Below are 15,237 nucleotides of genomic sequence, written 5' to 3'. Positions count from 1 at the left end.
GCCGGTCGCGATCAAGCTCAAGCGCCGTCGTCAGAAGAGCGATCGTCCGCGGTCGGAACACCTCGTCTGGCGAGAGCTTCGCGCAACAGCACCTCGACCTGGGCGTTGACGGAACGCAGTTCGGCGGCGGCCAATTTCTCGACCGCCGCCATCACCCCCGGAGAGGCGCGCATCAGGAAGGGTTTCCTGGGCTTGCCGGCCATGATCAGCCGTAAAGCGTGCCGGTGTTGACCACGGGCTGCGCCTCGCGGTCAGCGCACAGCACGACCAGCAGGTTCGAGACCATCGCCGCCTTGCGGTCCTCGTCCAGATCGACCACGCCGCGTTCGCCCAGATCGGTCAGGGCGGCCTCGACCATGCCCACGGCGCCCTTCACGATCAGGCGGCGCGCGGCCAGGACGGCCTCGGCCTGCTGACGCTTCAGCATGGCCCCGGCGATCTCCGGCGCATACGCCAGGTGGGCCAGCCGCGCCTCGTCGATGGCGACGCCCGCCACCTTGACCCGTTCGACCAGTTCGTCGCGCAGGCGGGCGGCCACGTCCTCGGCGTCCGAGCGCAGGGTCATCTCCGGCGCCGCATCCTCTTCGCCGTGGTCGTAGGCGTAGTGCGAGGTGATGTCGCGCAGGGCGGTGTCGACCTGGATGTTCACGAAGGCCTGGTAGTCATCGACATCGAACAGCGCCTGGGCCGAATCCTCGACGCGCCAGACGACGTTGGCGGCGATCTCGATCGGGCTGCCGCGCTTGTCGTTCACCTTCAGCTTGTCGCTGGTCAGGTTTCGGACGCGCAGGCTGACCTTCTTGCGGCTGTACCAGGGCAGGACCCAGCGCAGGCCGGTCTTGCGGTCGGTGCCGCGATATTCGCCGAAAAGCAGGATCGCCACGCCCTCGTTCGGCTGCAGCGAATAAAGGCCGCAGAGCAGCAGCAGGCCGAGGACGGCCGCCAGGACGCCGCTGACCACCAGCGCGATATTGTCCGGGTCCAGCGCGATGCTCACGGGCCCGGCGATCATCATCGCCAGGCCGATCAGCAACATCAGCACGCCGTTGGCCGTAGACGCGGGGCGTTCCGTGGACTTCGAATGGGTGGTGGTCATAAGGCCCTCTCCTGAATCAATATAAAAGTGATATCACTTTGATCTCAGAAATAGCAATAGCCCCGCTTCCAAAGCGGAGCGCCGTCGAGGCTTCGGCCTTGCATTCGCCTCAAATTCGAGAAACTTGAGGCAGGCTGGCACGGTCCCTGTTAGAGGATCGCTGGCGTCTCTGGCGTGTCGTCCACAGGGGTTTCTCTCGAATGCGTATTCTACTCGCGACCGCGGTGGCGATCGCTCCCCTGCTGGTGGCTTCGGAGGCCATGGCCAACGTGGTGATCAACACCGCGCGGACCACGCCGATCCGGACCTCGACCGCGACAGGCACGACCGCCGACAACATCGAGATCGCCTCGGGCGGGGCGATCAACGTCACCACCGGCACGGCCGTGACGATCGATTCGAACCACAATTTCCTGGTCGCCACCGGCGGCGGGGTCAACATGGGGAACTCCGCCGACGGCTCGACGGGCGTTCTCGTCGGCCCCGGCGTCACCTCCAACGTCACGGTCAGCGGCCAGATCGTCCTCACGGATTCGATCAACGACTATCCGGACACCGATTCCGACGGCGACCTTGACGGTCCTTGGGCGACCGGGACCAACCGTTTCGGCATTCGCTACGCGGCCGGCGCGCCGGTCACGGGCGACCTGCTGGTGAATTCGGGCGGCGTCGTCTCGGTCGAAGGCAACAACTCCTACGGCATCTCGATCGAGTCCAACCTGATCGGAAAGCTGCAAAGCTTCGGCAGCGTCACCATAACCGGCGACAACTCGGTTGCGGTGCGCACCACCGGAAACATCAGCGGCGCGGTCAATCTGCTGGGCAACGTCTCGGCCACCGGCGCGAACTCCTCGGCGGTGTCCATCGGCGGAGATGTCGGCGGCCGCGTCAGCCTGCAGGGCAGCATCGCCGCCTCCGGTTACCGGTACACGACGCGAGGCTCCGATGCGTTCGTCGGGAAACTCGACGCGGACGACCTGCTGCAAGGCGGCCCGGCGGTGCTTATCGCCGGCAACGTCGCCGCCGGCGTCCTGATCGACCGGGCGCCGGTCGATACCGATCCGACCAGCAACGACGATGACGCCGACGGGATTCCGGACGCCTCGGAAACCACCGGCTCGGTCACCAGCTACGGCAAGGCCGCCGCCGTCCAGATCGGTTCGGCCTCGAGCTCGATCACGCTCGGCGTCGCCGGCGTGGGCGACAACGCCTATGGTTTCATCAACCGCGGCAGCCTTTCCGGCCAGGGCGTCTATGACGGCGTTACGGCCACGGCGCTGAGCATCGGCGGCAACGCCGGCCAGACGGTCACCATCAACGGCGGCGTCCGCAACGAATCCGCCATATCCGCGCTGGCCTTCGACGCCAACGCCACGGCCGTGCACTTCCAGGCCGGCGCCCAGACCCCGATGCTCTTCAACAGCGGGACGATCACCTCGGGCGTTTCCAGCAAGGTGGCCGCCACCGGCACCAGCGTCCTGATCGACGTCGGCGCGAACGTGCCGGTCTTCAACAACAGCGGCACCATCCTGTCGACCGCCGGCGGCGCGACCGTGAACACCTACGGCGTGCGCGACCTCAGCGGCACGCTGACCTCGATCACCAACACCGGCCAGGTGCAGACCAATATCTCGCCGATCAACGCCGGCGACACGGTGACCGGCCAACGCGTGGCTATCGACGTCTCCGCCAACACCACCGGCGTGACCCTGGTCCAGAACGGGACCCTCAGCACGCCGACGAGCGCGGATCCGGATACGGACGGCGACGGCGTTCCGAACAGCAAGGAACCCCAGATCTACGGGGACATCCGGTTCGGCTCGGGCGCGGACGTCATGGACATCCGAAACGGCATCGTCCGGGGCGACATGTCCTTCGGAGCCGGCGCAGACAGCCTGCTGGTGTCCGGCGGCGCCGACGTGCGCGGCGCCATTTCGGACACCGACGGCAATCTGGCGATCTCGGTCTCCAAGGGCGTCCTGGAAACCACCCAGACCAACACCCAGACGATTTCGAGCCTGAACGTCGGCACGGAAGGCAAGCTGGTCCTCACGGTCGATCCGCAGGCCAGCTCCAACGGCGGCCTCAACGTGACCGGAGGCGCGACCCTGAGCGCCGGCTCGCAGCTGGGCGTGCGCTTCAACTCCCTGCTGGCCGCGCCCACCCGGTTCAACCTGATCACCGCCGGTTCGCTGAACGCCGGCGGGGTCAATCTGGGCTCGCTGCAGGAAAACGCGCCCTACCTGTATGTGGTCGAAGGCGGCATCAATTCGGCCACCAACACCATCTACGCCGACGCCCGACAGCGCACGACGCAGGAAGCGGGCCTGATCTCGGTCGAGGCGTCCATGTACGACGCCTTCTACAGCTCGCTGAGCCGTGACACCGACATGCGCAACGCCTTCCTGGCCCAGCTGTCGCGCGACGACTTCATCAACCTGTACGAACAGCTGCTGCCGGATCACTCGGGCGGCCCGCTGGTGTCCCTGGCCTCGGGCGTGGACGCCGTGACCCGGGCCCTGACCGGCCGCAACGCCTCGGCCGCGCCGGGCGAAACCAGCGCCTGGGTGCAGGAGATCAACTTCTACGCCGACAAGGAAAAGACCGACTCCTACGGCTTCCGCTCGGAAGGCTTCGGCGTCGCCGGCGGCGTCGAGCGCGGCACGGGTCTCGGCGCGGTCGGCCTGTCGGTCGCCTTCACCTCGTCGGACCTCGAGGACCCCGAGTCCGAGGCCGAGGAAGTCCTGTCGGCCAACCTGCTGGAGCTGGGCCTCTACTGGCGCGCCCAGGGCCAGTACTGGACGACCTGGGCCCGCGCGGCCGCCGGCTACGCGACCTTCGAGTCCGAGCGCCGCTTCGTCGGCGCCGGCCTGAACCTGACCAACACCTCCGACTGGAACGGCCTGACGCTGTCCGCCGCCGGCGGCGCTTCCTATGAGCGCAGCTTCGGCCGCTTCAGCATCCGTCCGGAAGTCTACGCCGAGTACTTCTCGCTCAGCGAGGACGGCCACGTCGAAAGCGGCGGCGGCGACGGCTTCGATCTCGAGATCGACGACCGCGACGGCCACCTGTTCTCGGCCACCGCCGCGATCAACGTCGCCATGTCGATGGGCCAGAACAGCTGGCTGAAGCCGGAACTGCGTCTCGGCTGGCGTCAGAACATCTCGGTCGATCCGGGCGAGACCATCGCCCGCTTCCGCTCGGGCGGTCCGGACTTCCGCCTGTCGCCGGACACCATCGAGGGCGGCGGCCCGATCGTCGGCTTCCGCCTGAACGTCGGCAACGAACTGGGCATGCTGTCGGTCAGCGCCGACGCCGAAATGCTCGACAACTACGTGCGCTACATGCTGTTCCTGCGGGCCAGCTTCCGGTTCTAGGATCGGTAGACGACACACGACAAAAGGCCCGCCGGTATCACCGGCGGGCCTTTTTCTTTTCCGCGGTCCGGCCTAGAAGGCCCACCTCGCTTCGCGCGACCGGGCGGCTAGCTCAGCTGGTCAGAGCACCTCGTTTACACCGAGGGGGTCGGGGGTTCGAACCCCTCGCCGCCCACCACTCCCGCCGCTTTTCAAGCCGTACTCTGCGTCAGAGTGTATTCACCAATCGCGGGTTAACCCTGACGGGTCGGGAGAATCGCCATGAAGATCGTCAAACGCGCCGCCGCCCTGTCCGCCGTCCTGACGGGCGCGCTGATGCTGCAGGGCTGTCTGGTCGGGGCCGCCGTCGGCGCGGGTGCGGCGGTCGTCGGCGCCGGGGCCTCCGTGGTCGGCGCGGGCGTGGACGCCGTCACCACCTCGGATGAGGAATCCCGGGCCAGGCGCGAGCGCGAACAGCGCCAGTGGGAACGCGAACAGCGCCGCTGCGAGCGCCGCCAGCAGCAGGGCAAGACCTGCTAGGGCGGGCTTCTCTACAGGCTCAGGACGCACCGCTCGTTGATGGTCGGGCGCGCCACCTGGATGCGGCACAGGCCCGGCCAGTCCGGCTTCAGCTGGCCGACGAACCACAGGCACAGGTTCTCCAGCGACGGCAATTCCAGCCCCTCATGCTCGTTGAGCATGCCGTGATCCAGCTTCTCGGCGGCGGCCTTCAGGGCGCGGTCCAGGGCGCCCAGGTCCGCGACCCAGCCGTGTTCGGCGTCCAGCACCTCTGAGCGGACCGTGGCCTCGACCGTGAACGAATGGCCGTGGACGCGACGATAGATGCTGCCCTCGGGTTCGTTGGGGAAGTGATGGGCCGCGTCGAAGGTGGCCTGTTTGGTGATCTCGAAGACGGGCATTAGCGGACGCCGATGTATTTGTGGGTCTGGACGCTGAGCCGCCATTTGGGGTGCGTCAGGCAGTATTCGATGGCCGCCGCCGTGTTGGCGGCCTGGTCGGGGCCGTCCATGGGCTGCAGCCAGAAGCGCTCGAAATCGAGCCCCTCGAAGCGGTCGGGCATGGCCTTGGCCTGGGGGAAGACCAGTTTCAGCTCCTGGCCGGCGGTCTGAACCACGGGCGCGTCGGCCTTGGGGCTGACGCAGATCCAGTCGATCCCGGCGGGCGCCGCCAGGGTGCCGTTGCTCTCGATGGCGATCTCGAAGCCGCGCGCATGCAGGGCCTCGATCAGGGGGGCGTCCAACTGCAGCAGGGGCTCGCCGCCTGTGCAGACGACCAGCCGGGGATCCCCCTCGCGGCCCCGCCACATCGACGCGACATGATCGGCCAGCAGGTCGGCCGTGGCGAACTTGCCTCCGCCGTCGCCGTCCGTCCCCACGAAGTCGGTGTCGCAGAAGGTGCAGACGGCCGCCGCGCGGTCGCGCTCCAGCCCATTCCACAGATTGCAGCCGGCGAAGCGCAGGAAGACCGCCGGGCGGCCGGCCTGGCCGCCCTCTCCCTGCACCGTCAGGAAGATTTCCTTGGCCGCGTAGGTCACGACGCGATCCACGCCTGGTAGCCCGCGCCGCGCAGTTCGCAGGCCGGACAGTCGCCGCAGCCGTAGCCCCAGTCATGCCTATGCTCGCGGTCGCCGCGGTAGCAGGTGTGCGAGGCTTCGACGATCAGCTCGACCAGCGCCGCGCCGCCGATCCGGTCGGCCAAGGCCCAGGTCTCCGCCTTGGTCAGGGCCATCAGCGGGGTGTCGATCACCACCGGCTTGTCCAGCCCCAGGCTGAGCGCCCGCGCCATCGCCTCGATGGTGTCGCGGCGGCAGTCGGGATAGCCCGAGAAGTCGGTCTCGCACATGCCGCCGACCAGCACCTCCAGCCCGCGCCGGTCCGCCAGAGCCGCCGCGCAGGTCAGAAAGACCAGGTTGCGGCCCGGCACGAAGGTGGTCGGCAGGCCGCGCGCGTCCATCTCGATGGCCCGCTCGGCGGTCAGGGCGCTTTCGGCGATCTTGCCGTAGCCCGTCAGGTCGACGACGTGGTCGGGGCCCAGCCGGTCAGCCCACTGCGGCAGCACTTTGATCATGCCGTCGCGCACGTTCAGGCGCGCATCCATCTCCACCGCGTGCCGCTGGCCGTAGTCGAAGCCCACCGTCTCGACCCGGTCGAACCGCTCCAGCGCCCAGGCCAGGCAGGTGGCGCTGTCCTGCCCCCCGGAGAAGAGAACAAGGGCAGACTTTTCGGCGTGCTTTTCAGCGTCTTGGGACAATTCGCTCATGACAAACCTGCGGTCGGCCGGTCGGCCGCGCGCATGGACAAGGGGATGGGGCCTGAATTCGGCGGACGGGCCTTCTACACCAGCCCCGGCGGCGGGGCAAAAAAGGCGATAAGACGGCAGGTTCCATCTTAACCCTTCCGAAAACGGTTCCGCTGCATTGTCCACCGGTCGCAGTGGAGTGCCGGCCAGTATGCCGACAATCGAAACCCTTACCGAACGCGCAGAAGCCATCGGGCCTCAGACGCCGGGCAGCGACGTCTTCGCGCGCTTTGAGCGCGAACCGGACACCCTGGTCATTCCCGTCGTCGAGGGCGATCGCCCCGTCGGCCTGATCGAGCGCAACGCCTTCCTGCTGAAGATCGCCGGTGCCTTCGGCCATGCCCTGTACGCCAAGCGGCCGGTCATCCACGTGATGGATCCCGAGCCCGCCGTGGTCGAGGCCGGCGTCAGCATCGACGCCTTCTGCGACACCCTGCTGAAGGGCGGCCCCGGCGCGCTGATGCGCGGCTTCATCGTCACCCGCAACGGCCGTTACCACGGCGTCGGCACCGCGGTCTCCCTGCTGCAGGCGGTGAACGACCGCCAGCGCGAGGTGAACCTGGAGCTGGCCGACCAGGCCCGCATCCTGACCGACACCAAGACCCAGGCGCTGATGTCCGCCCGCGCCAAGAGCCAGTTCCTGGCCATCATGAGCCACGAACTGCGCACGCCGATGAACGGCGTCCTGGCCGTGGCCGAGCTGCTGCGCCGTCAACCGCTGAACGCCCAGGCCCAGGCCCACGTCTCCACCATCGTGGAATCGTCCGAGACCCTGCTGCGCATCCTCCAGGATGCGCTGGACCTGTCGCGCGCCGAGGCCGGCGAGCTGGAACTGAACGCCGAGGCCACCCCGCTGCGGGCCCTGATGGACGACGTAGAGGCCATGTGGGCGCCGCGCGCCTCGCAGGACAACGTCACCCTGATGGTCAGCTACGAGGGCGACACCGAGCTGGCCGCCGTCATCGACGCCATGCGCATGAAACAGGTGTTCAACAACCTGATCGGCAACGCCCTGAAATTCGCCCGCAACGGCGTCGTCGAGGCCGGGCTGAAGGCGACGGCGCAGGGCGACCGCATCCACATGGAAGCCCGCGTGCGCGACGACGGTCCGGGCGTGGACGCCGACCGCGTGGACCTGATCTTCGAACCCTTCGTGCACGGCTCCGGCCCCGACGGCGCCGGTCTGGGCCTGTCGATCTGCCGCCAGATCGTCGACCGCATGGACGGCCGCATCTGGGCCGAGAACAATCCGGGCCGCGGCGCCACCTTCGCCTTCGACCTGAACGTCGAACGGGCCGAGCTGGAGACCGCGCGGACCTCGAACGTCGAAAACCTCACCGATCTGGACCTGCAGGACAGCCCGCACGTGCTGATCGTCGACGACAACGCCACCAACCGCGTCGTCGCCCAGGCCCTGTGCGAGATGTTCGGCTGCACCTCCGAGACCGCCGAGGACGGCGTCGAGGCGGTCGAGGCCGTGCAGGAGCGCCGGTTCGACCTGGTGCTGATGGACATCAAGATGCCGCGCATGGACGGCGTCCAGGCGACCCAGGCCATCCGCGCGCTCGACGGCCCCGTCAGCCAGATCCCGATCGTGGCCCTGACCGCCAACGCCGACCCGGAGGACGCGCGCCGCTACCTCTCCATCGGCATGGCCGCCGTGGTCGAAAAGCCGATCAAGCCGGAACGCCTGCGCATGGCCATGAACGCCGCGCTGGAACAGGCGGCCGAGATCGCCATGGCCGGGGCCGCCCCCGCCGCCGGAGCCCGCTCGGTCGCCTGATCCGGCGGCCTGAACGCACCAAGTCCACGCACCGCGCTTGCGCTCGACCGCCGAAGCCGCAGATAGCTGGATCATGTCCGCTTCGCCCCTCGCCGCCATCCTGCCGCAGCTCGCCTCGGCGTCCGCCCACACCCATGCGCTCGGCTTCGCCTATGACGGCGTTGTCGGCGACCGGGTCCGCCTCAAGGCGCCGTGGCGCGAAGACCTGGTCGGCGATCCGCACACCGAGGTTCTGTCCGGAGGCCTGGTCACCGCCCTGCTGGACCATGCCGGCGGCATGGCGGTTTGGGTCGCCCTGAACCGGTTCGAGCCGATCGCCACCCTCGACCTGCGCGTCGACTACATGCGCGCGGCCCGGGCGCGCACCGGCCTGATCGCCGAGGCCCGCTGCTTCCGCCTGACCCGATCCATCGCCTTCGTCCGCGCCTGGGCCTTCGAGGACGATCCCGAGGATCCCGTGGCGGCGGCGCAATCGGCCTACATCCTGACCGCCGGCGACGCCCGCGGGGCCGGAGCCAATCTCAAGCCGCGGCGGGAGACCGGCGCATGAGCGACCTGCTGACCACTCTGCCCTACGCCCGCTTCCTCGGCCTGCTCACGCTGCGCGACGGCGACCTGCTGACCGTCACCATGCCCTTCGCGGACAAGCTGATCGGCAACCCCGTCCTGCCCGCCCTGCATGGTGGATCGACCGCCGCGATGCTGGAACTGACCGCCGTGGCCCAGGTCGCGGTGCTGTATCCCCGCCTCGAACTGCCCCGGCCGATCAACGTCAGCGTCACCTACCTGCGCTCGGGACGCCCCCAGGACGTCCACGCCCGCGCCCGCATCAGCAAGGCGGGCCGCCGGGTGGCCCACGTCCAGGCCGAAGCCTGGCAGGACGACGAGACCCAGCCCATCGCCTCGCTGAGCGCACACTTTCTGGTGGCGCAACACGACCTTTAGTTGTCATGGTTAACATCTTATGATTGATTCGCCCTCGTGACATGCGGTCACGGAGAGAATCAATCATGTCCAGACAATCCATCGGCGAAGCCCTTGCTGTCCGCCTCTATGCGGCTGAAACCGCGATCGATCAGGCGCTTACGGAAACCGCCTTCCTGGCGGCGGCTCTGCCGTCCGCCCGGGCCGAGGCCTATCTTTCAGCGGTGACCGGTCAGCGCGTCTTCGACGGCGCCGCGGCCAGCATCAGCGCCCTCGCGGAAGCGCGCTCCCACCTCATCCAGACCCACACGGCCCTCGCCGCCCTGGCCCGCAAGCTCGGGCTGGACACGCTCGCGATCGGCCCGCTGGACAAGCCGGGCGACCAGCCTCCGATCGGCGGCGGCCCCGGCAAGGACGGCGATACCGGCGGCACGCCGCTGGCCCGATCAGAAGTAAACAAACCCCTGACAAACAAGGACAACAAAGTACTACCGAATACCGCCGCTCCGTGTTAATATCCCGGTTACTGTGTTTTTTGTTTCGGAGGGTTTTATGGATAGGGCTGAAGTTATCGCCAGCGTCGCCGGCGATCTGAATGCGACCGAACAGGCGGTCGATGCCGCCATCGCCAAGGCGACCACTCTCGTCCAAGCGATGATCGGTGCTCGCACCGCCCTCAGCCTGTCCCCGGTGGCCGCCGCCGAGGCTCAGTCCAAGGCCATGGAAGCGATCGCCGCCCTCGGCGCCGCGCGTTCGGCCATCGTGGCTAGCCACGAAGAGCTCGCCAAGGACCACCGCCGCCTCGGTTGGGGCACCTACGCCATCGGCATTCTGGACAAACCGGCTGAAACCGGTCCGGAGCAGAAGCCGGTCGGTCGCCTCCGCGCGGTTTAATTCGGCGTAATGTCCGCCGCCGGTCATTCCGGTTTGTGCAGACTCGATGCAAAGTCGCCCTCATGCCGTTCGGCATGGGGGCGATTTCATGTTTGACACCCTCGCATCGCAGATCGGCTTCGCAATCGCGGTGTTGGTGACGGCGTTTGCGTTCCTGAAGGGCGACGAGCCCGAACGCGTCGGCGCGGGCGCCTATATGCTCGGCCTGTTCGCGTCCCAGCTCGTCCAGGACAAGGGGGCGCTGTACGGCACCCAATGGGGTCTGATGGCCATCGACGCCGTCTTCCTGGCGGTCTGCGTCGGCCTCGCCTGGAAGAGCCGCCGGGCCTGGCCCGTCTGGGCCTGCGCGCTGCAGTCGCTGATCGTCATGAGCCACCTTCTGACCCTGGTCGATCTGCGACCGTCCCTGACCGCCTTCTTCGCGGTCATCAATATCGCCAGCGCCGGCGTGCTCGTCTCCATCGCTGTCGGGACCTTCTGGGCCTGGCAGGAGCGGCGGGCGGCCGGGCTGGAATAACCCTCCGGAACCCCTCCCCATGGCCGAAATCCGTGATCAGACCCTGACCGGCGCGCAGACGCTCGACGGCAACACCTACATCAACTGCCAGTTCAGCAACGCGCGCCTGACCTTCCAGGGCGGCCAACCGCCCGGGTTCGTCAACTGCACGTTCGAGGACACCGAGTTCGTCTTCGACGGCGCGGCGGGCCGGACCATGGCCTTCCTCAAGGCCATGGCCCCTGCGAGCACCAACATGCGCCACATCGTGCTGGGCCTGCTGCCCGAACTGGGCGTGAACGGCTGAAGCGGCGGCTCTCGGCGCCCGGCCCGGAAACTCCCGGGCCGGACCGGTGATCATCGCCGACCGGCGTTGACCTCGGCGTCGCATAGGCGGATATTCCTAGCCTCGAATCACCGAGGTCCGCCCTGCCCCTCTCTCACAACCAGATATGGACCGCCATCGACCGCCTCGCCCGGCGCGAGGGGTTGAGCGCGTCCGCGCTGGCGCGGCGCGCGGGCCTGGACGCCACCAGCTTCAACCCGTCCAAGCGCTTCGGCCCGGGCGAGCCGCCCCGCCCGCGCTGGCCCTCGACCGAAAGCCTGACCCGCATCCTGGAGGTCACAGGCGTGTCGCTCGGCGACTTCGCGACCCTGGCCCATGACGCGCCGGAGCGCCTGGCCACCATCCCCCTGCTGGGCATGGCCCAGGCGGGTCAGGACGGCTTCTTCGACGATGCGGGCCTGCCCATTGGCGAAGGCTGGGAGCAGACCGAGCTGCCGCGCCCGTCCGACAGCCTGCTGAGCCTGCGCATCAACGGCGATTCCATGGCTCCGCTGTATCGCGAGGGTGATCGGGTGATCGTGGACCGCGAGGCGTCCGACGTCCGCCGCGGCGACCGTGTCGTGGTCCGCACCGTCGGCGGCGAGACCCTGGCCAAGGAGGTGTCCTCCCTGACCGCCAAGGCGGTGACCCTGTCCTCGGTCAATCCGGCCTATCCGCCGCGCGCCGTTCCCCGCGCCGACATCGTGTGGATGGGCCGCATCCTCTGGGTCAGCCAATAACGCGCTCAAGCCGCGAGCCGCCGCGCGGCGAGCGATAGCGCGCAAACGAAAAGAGCCGCCCCTTTCGGAGCGGCCCTCATCGTCATCAGGGAAGGTGACGCTTTTAGTAGGCGGTGACGTAGCGGGCGTTCACCCAGCCGCCGCCGGCGATCTGAACCCATTCGCCTTCCGAGCCGGTCGCCGTGAAGGGCTGGCCGGCCGACAGGGTGCCGACCTGACGGTAGCCGGTGCCCGGACCCGAGCGGATGCGCAGGTTGGACGAGGCGCGGTACTGGGCGCCGCTGCTGGCGTTGGCGTCAGCGCGGGCGCGCTGCTGGTTGCAGCCGATGTACGAGCCAGCCGCCGCACCGGCGGCGGCGCCGCCCACGGCGCCCAGGGCGCGTTCGTTGCTGGAGATCTGGCTGCCGGCCAGACCGCCGACCACGGCGCCGATCAGGGCGCCGGCGCGCTGGCGGCCGCCCGGGGCGTCGCAGTTGGTGACGCCGTTCGCCTGCTGGGCGACGGCGACGGTGGGGAGGGCCATCGGGCCCAGACCGCCCAGCATGGCGGCGGCGGCGATAGCGGCGGTGAAGGTCTTGTTCGACATGGCTCTGCTCCTGTCATCGAGTTGGTCGATGAAGGCTAGAATGCCCCAACCAACCTGAAGGCTCCCACAGCGTTGCCGTTATATTCGGTTCATCTTCGTTGCGCGGCGACGGCCGATCAGCTGTACGGCGGCGCCGGCGCTTGACACGACCAGATGCTGGCGGCCGGGGAACTGGAAATCCATGACCCGCGCCCACAGGTGCAGGAAGCGATCGTCGGTGGCGAAGGCCGTGATCGCCGACCGCGCGGGTCTCTGGAACATCTCCGCCAGCCGGGCGATCTGGTCAACGGAGGCGTCCGTCGGCACCACCCGGGTATCGACGATCCAGTCCCAGCTCCACAGTTCCGGATGGGCCTCGAGCACCGGAATCACCTGCTCCAGCGCCCGCGCGGCGGTGACGCCGCTGTTCAGGTCCAGATGCAGTATTTGCTCGGCGGCGTAGAACCGGTGGCGCAAGGTCGGGCTCCCGTGACCCGACCACCGTTACGGGCCGCCCCCTTAAGGACTCCCGGATGGCGCGATAGGGACTATTCCTTGGTCAGGGCCCCGTTCGCGCCCGCCTCGATCAGCGCAATGGTCTGCGGCAGGCCATAGATGGCGGCGAACGAGCCGAAGCGCGGCCCCTGCGAGGCGCCGAGCAGGACTTCGTACAGCGCCCCGAACCACGCGCGCAGCGGCTCGAAGGCGTGCGCCTTGCCCACCGCATAGACCTCGTTCTGGATCGTCTCGCCGTCGGTCGTGTCGGCCGGCAGGGCCTTCAGCCGTTCCGCCAGGTCCAGCAGCGCCGTCTTCTCCTGCTCGGTCGGCAGGCGATAGGACTTCGTCGGCTTCACGAAGTCCTCGTAGTAGTTCAGCGCATGGCCCATCAGCCGGTCGAGCGTGGGCTCGCTGGAGGGCGTCGCCTCCGGCAGATACTTGGCGAAATAGGCCCAGAGCTGGTCCTTGGACGAGGCGTTGGCCACGCCGACCAGGTTCAGCAGCAGGCTGAACGACACCGGGCTGGCGACCTTGGGCGGGTTCCCAGCGTGGATCGACCAGACGGCGTTGTCGATCCGCTTGGCCGGCTCCTGCGCCTGGAACTGGTCGATGAAGCTCAGATAGTCGTCGATAGCGCGCGGAATGACGTTGAAGTGCAGCGACTTGGCCGACTTCGGCGACTGGAACATGTACCAGCTCAGGCTCTCGGGCGTGCCGTAACGCAGCCACTCGTCCATGGTCAGGCCGTTGCCCTTGGACTTGGAGATCTTCTTGCCTTCGATGTCGAGGAAGAGCTCGTAGTTGAAGCCCTCGGGCGGCACGCCGCCCAGGGCGCGGCAGACCTTGGAGCTCTCGCGCACGCTCTCGATCAGGTCCTTGCCCGACATCTCGTAATCGACGTCCAGCGCGGTCCAGCGCATGGCCCAGTCGGGCTTCCACTGCAGCTTCACATGGCCGCCGGTGACCGGGACCTCGGTGCGCCCGCCGGCGGGGTCATCGAAGACGATGGTCCCCTTCTCGACGTTCCGCTCCAGCGTCGGGACCTGCAGCACATGGCCGGTGATCGGGCTGATCGGCAGGAAGGGCGAATAGGTGGCGCGGCGTTCCTCGCCCAGCGTCGGCAGCATGATGGCCTGCACGGCGTCGAACCGCTCCAGCAGGCGCAGCAGCACCTCATCGAACCGGCCTGACCGATACTGCTCGGTCGAGGACAGGAACTCGTACTCGAAGCCGAAGCTGTCCAGGAAGGCGCGCAGGCGGGCGTTGTTGTGCGCGCCGAAGCTGTCGTGCGTGCCGAACGGGTCGCGCACCACCGTCAGCGGCTTGTGCAGGTCTTCGGCCAGCATCTCGGGGTTCGGAATGCCCTCGGGCACCTTGCGCAGGCCGTCCATGTCGTCGCTGAAGGCGATCAGCCGCGTTTGCCAGTGGTCGCCGGTCAGGGCGCGGAAGGCGTTGCGCACCATGGTCGTGCGCGCCACCTCGCCGAAGGTGCCCATGTGCGGCAGGCCCGACGGGCCGTAGCCGGTCTCCAGGATCACCGGCCGCTGCAGCGCCTCGAACGTCGCCAGCGCCTCGTCCGCCTTGCCGGCGTCGATCAGCAGCTTGGCCGCGTCGCGCTCGGCGTCGGACAGCCGCTTCTTCAGAACGTGGTTCAGAAGATTGCGGGCCTGTTCAAACGGCCACGACTTGGCGTCGCGCGCGAGGAGTTCGATGTTCTGCAGCATGGTACGGGCTTTGCCGCCTCACGGGCGTGCGGTCAACGACAGACCCGATCTCAGCGCCGATACAGGCCCATGACCCATCCGCCGACCGCCGCCGGCCAGACGGCGACATACAGGGCGAAGATCGGATTGATCGATCCTCCGGCGAGGGTCATCGCCAGGTAGAAGGCGAACACCACCGCTGCGCAGACGAGCGCGTAGATCCACGGCTTGCGCCAGCCCAGCCCGCGCAGGGCGAAGTCGACCAGCAGGGTGATCACGGCGGCGACGGCGACCACGTTCAGGATCGCGATCCCGCCCACCACGATCAGCGTCTCGATCCGGGCGCCGTTCAGCTTGAACTGCGAGATGAACGGCATGACGGCCATCGTCAGGATCGCCACCACCGCATTCGCCAGCAGGCCGAGCCAGTATCCGCCGCGCCGGGTTCTGGGCGCCTCCGCCACCGGCCTTGATGCGACAGCACCTGCCGGCGCCGTGGTCCGCCTGCCGAAACTCATGCTCGCCTCCCCGTCGCCTC

19 protein-coding genes and 1 tRNA gene are annotated in these 15,237 nt (G+C 68.2%); 11 read left to right on the top strand and 9 right to left on the bottom strand.

Annotated features, from left to right (window positions below; genetic code table 11):
- Positions 1-17 precede the first annotated feature (17 nt).
- Together AC07NB_RS00730 and AC07NB_RS00725 are read right to left on the bottom strand one after the other, a co-directional pair.
- Entirely contained in the window at positions 18-203 is a 186-nt protein-coding gene (locus AC07NB_RS00730; protein WP_492313493.1) for a type II toxin-antitoxin system antitoxin, read from the bottom strand.
- 2 nt (positions 204-205) lie between these two features.
- On the bottom strand, positions 206-1,096 hold the full coding sequence (locus tag AC07NB_RS00725; protein ID WP_492313494.1) for an SPFH domain-containing protein: 891 nt from the start codon (positions 1,094-1,096) through the stop codon (positions 206-208).
- Positions 1,097-1,296: 200 nt separating this feature from the next.
- Between AC07NB_RS00725 and AC07NB_RS00720 the strand changes: the two genes are divergently transcribed.
- The 3 genes from AC07NB_RS00720 to AC07NB_RS00710 all read left to right on the top strand — a co-directional run bounded on the left by AC07NB_RS00720 (position 1,297) and on the right by AC07NB_RS00710 (position 4,992).
- Positions 1,297-4,473 carry an autotransporter outer membrane beta-barrel domain-containing protein gene (locus AC07NB_RS00720; RefSeq protein WP_494571720.1) on the top strand — a complete coding sequence of 1,059 codons (3,177 nt, stop codon included), beginning with the start codon at positions 1,297-1,299 and terminating at the stop codon, positions 4,471-4,473.
- 101 nt (positions 4,474-4,574) lie between these two features.
- Positions 4,575-4,651 (top strand) — tRNA-Val (locus AC07NB_RS00715).
- An 83-nt stretch (positions 4,652-4,734) separates the two neighbouring features.
- Positions 4,735-4,992: a hypothetical protein gene (locus tag AC07NB_RS00710; protein WP_494571719.1), complete on the top strand. Its 258-nt coding sequence runs from the start codon at positions 4,735-4,737 to the stop codon at positions 4,990-4,992.
- An 11-nt stretch (positions 4,993-5,003) separates the two neighbouring features.
- Here AC07NB_RS00710 and AC07NB_RS00705 read toward each other — a convergent pair whose 3' ends face one another.
- Genes AC07NB_RS00705 through queC form a run of 3 tightly spaced genes read right to left on the bottom strand, consistent with a single transcriptional unit; the run spans position 5,004 to position 6,732 of the window.
- Positions 5,004-5,372: a 6-pyruvoyl trahydropterin synthase family protein gene (locus tag AC07NB_RS00705; protein WP_291840853.1), complete on the bottom strand. Its 369-nt coding sequence runs from the start codon at positions 5,370-5,372 to the stop codon at positions 5,004-5,006.
- Positions 5,372-6,007, bottom strand: coding sequence for a 7-carboxy-7-deazaguanine synthase (gene queE, locus AC07NB_RS00700; protein ID WP_291840850.1), 636 nt, complete (start codon positions 6,005-6,007; stop codon positions 5,372-5,374). The genes AC07NB_RS00705 and queE overlap by 1 nt, the downstream gene beginning before the upstream one ends.
- A complete protein-coding gene (gene queC, locus AC07NB_RS00695) occupies positions 6,004-6,732 on the bottom strand; it encodes a 7-cyano-7-deazaguanine synthase QueC (RefSeq protein WP_291840847.1) in 729 nt (242 codons plus the stop codon). Before queC ends, queE begins: the two co-directional genes overlap by 4 nt.
- A 190-nt stretch (positions 6,733-6,922) precedes the next feature.
- On the opposite strand from queC, the gene AC07NB_RS00690 reads away from it, so the two are divergent.
- The 8 genes from AC07NB_RS00690 to AC07NB_RS00655 all read left to right on the top strand — a co-directional run bounded on the left by AC07NB_RS00690 (position 6,923) and on the right by AC07NB_RS00655 (position 11,933).
- Positions 6,923-8,554: a response regulator gene (locus tag AC07NB_RS00690; RefSeq protein WP_492313497.1), complete on the top strand. Its 1,632-nt coding sequence runs from the start codon at positions 6,923-6,925 to the stop codon at positions 8,552-8,554.
- A gap of 73 nt (positions 8,555-8,627) precedes the next feature.
- Entirely contained in the window at positions 8,628-9,104 is a 477-nt protein-coding gene (locus AC07NB_RS00685) for a PaaI family thioesterase (RefSeq protein ID WP_494571718.1), read from the top strand.
- On the top strand, positions 9,101-9,499 hold the full coding sequence (locus AC07NB_RS00680; RefSeq protein ID WP_492832909.1) for a PaaI family thioesterase: 399 nt from the start codon (positions 9,101-9,103) through the stop codon (positions 9,497-9,499). The genes AC07NB_RS00685 and AC07NB_RS00680 overlap by 4 nt, the downstream gene beginning before the upstream one ends.
- Before the next feature lie 65 nt (positions 9,500-9,564).
- Positions 9,565-9,993, top strand: coding sequence for a hypothetical protein (locus AC07NB_RS00675; protein ID WP_291832306.1), 429 nt, complete (start codon positions 9,565-9,567; stop codon positions 9,991-9,993).
- Positions 9,994-10,030: 37 nt separating this feature from the next.
- Positions 10,031-10,372 carry a hypothetical protein gene (locus AC07NB_RS00670; RefSeq protein WP_291832304.1) on the top strand — a complete coding sequence of 114 codons (342 nt, stop codon included), beginning with the start codon at positions 10,031-10,033 and terminating at the stop codon, positions 10,370-10,372.
- Positions 10,373-10,460: 88 nt separating this feature from the next.
- Complete coding sequence (locus AC07NB_RS00665; protein ID WP_291832303.1) at positions 10,461-10,889, top strand: hypothetical protein; 429 nt, start codon at positions 10,461-10,463, stop codon at positions 10,887-10,889.
- 19 nt (positions 10,890-10,908) lie between these two features.
- Positions 10,909-11,175 carry a hypothetical protein gene (locus AC07NB_RS00660; RefSeq protein ID WP_291832302.1) on the top strand — a complete coding sequence of 89 codons (267 nt, stop codon included), beginning with the start codon at positions 10,909-10,911 and terminating at the stop codon, positions 11,173-11,175.
- Between the two features lie 122 nt (positions 11,176-11,297).
- Complete coding sequence (locus tag AC07NB_RS00655; protein WP_291832314.1) at positions 11,298-11,933, top strand: S24 family peptidase; 636 nt, start codon at positions 11,298-11,300, stop codon at positions 11,931-11,933.
- Positions 11,934-12,036: 103 nt separating this feature from the next.
- Here AC07NB_RS00655 and AC07NB_RS00650 read toward each other — a convergent pair whose 3' ends face one another.
- From AC07NB_RS00650 to AC07NB_RS00635, 4 genes are all read right to left on the bottom strand, one after another.
- Positions 12,037-12,519 (bottom strand): SH3 domain-containing protein, encoded by a 483-nt coding sequence (locus AC07NB_RS00650; RefSeq protein WP_291832301.1) that lies wholly within the window; start codon positions 12,517-12,519, stop codon positions 12,037-12,039.
- A gap of 78 nt (positions 12,520-12,597) precedes the next feature.
- A complete protein-coding gene (locus tag AC07NB_RS00645) occupies positions 12,598-12,975 on the bottom strand; it encodes a hypothetical protein (protein WP_291832300.1) in 378 nt (125 codons plus the stop codon).
- A 71-nt stretch (positions 12,976-13,046) separates the two neighbouring features.
- Positions 13,047-14,720 (bottom strand): lysine--tRNA ligase, encoded by a 1,674-nt coding sequence (locus AC07NB_RS00640; RefSeq protein WP_494571717.1) that lies wholly within the window; start codon positions 14,718-14,720, stop codon positions 13,047-13,049.
- Positions 14,721-14,770: 50 nt separating this feature from the next.
- A complete protein-coding gene (locus AC07NB_RS00635; protein WP_494571716.1) occupies positions 14,771-15,217 on the bottom strand; it encodes a hypothetical protein in 447 nt (148 codons plus the stop codon).
- Positions 15,218-15,237 lie beyond the last annotated feature (20 nt).

This window comes from Brevundimonas sp. GW821-FHT09G01 (assembly GCF_059416065.1).
The sequence above is the reverse complement of the archived record's forward strand: the minus strand, read 5'-3'. Positions and strand labels throughout refer to the sequence as shown.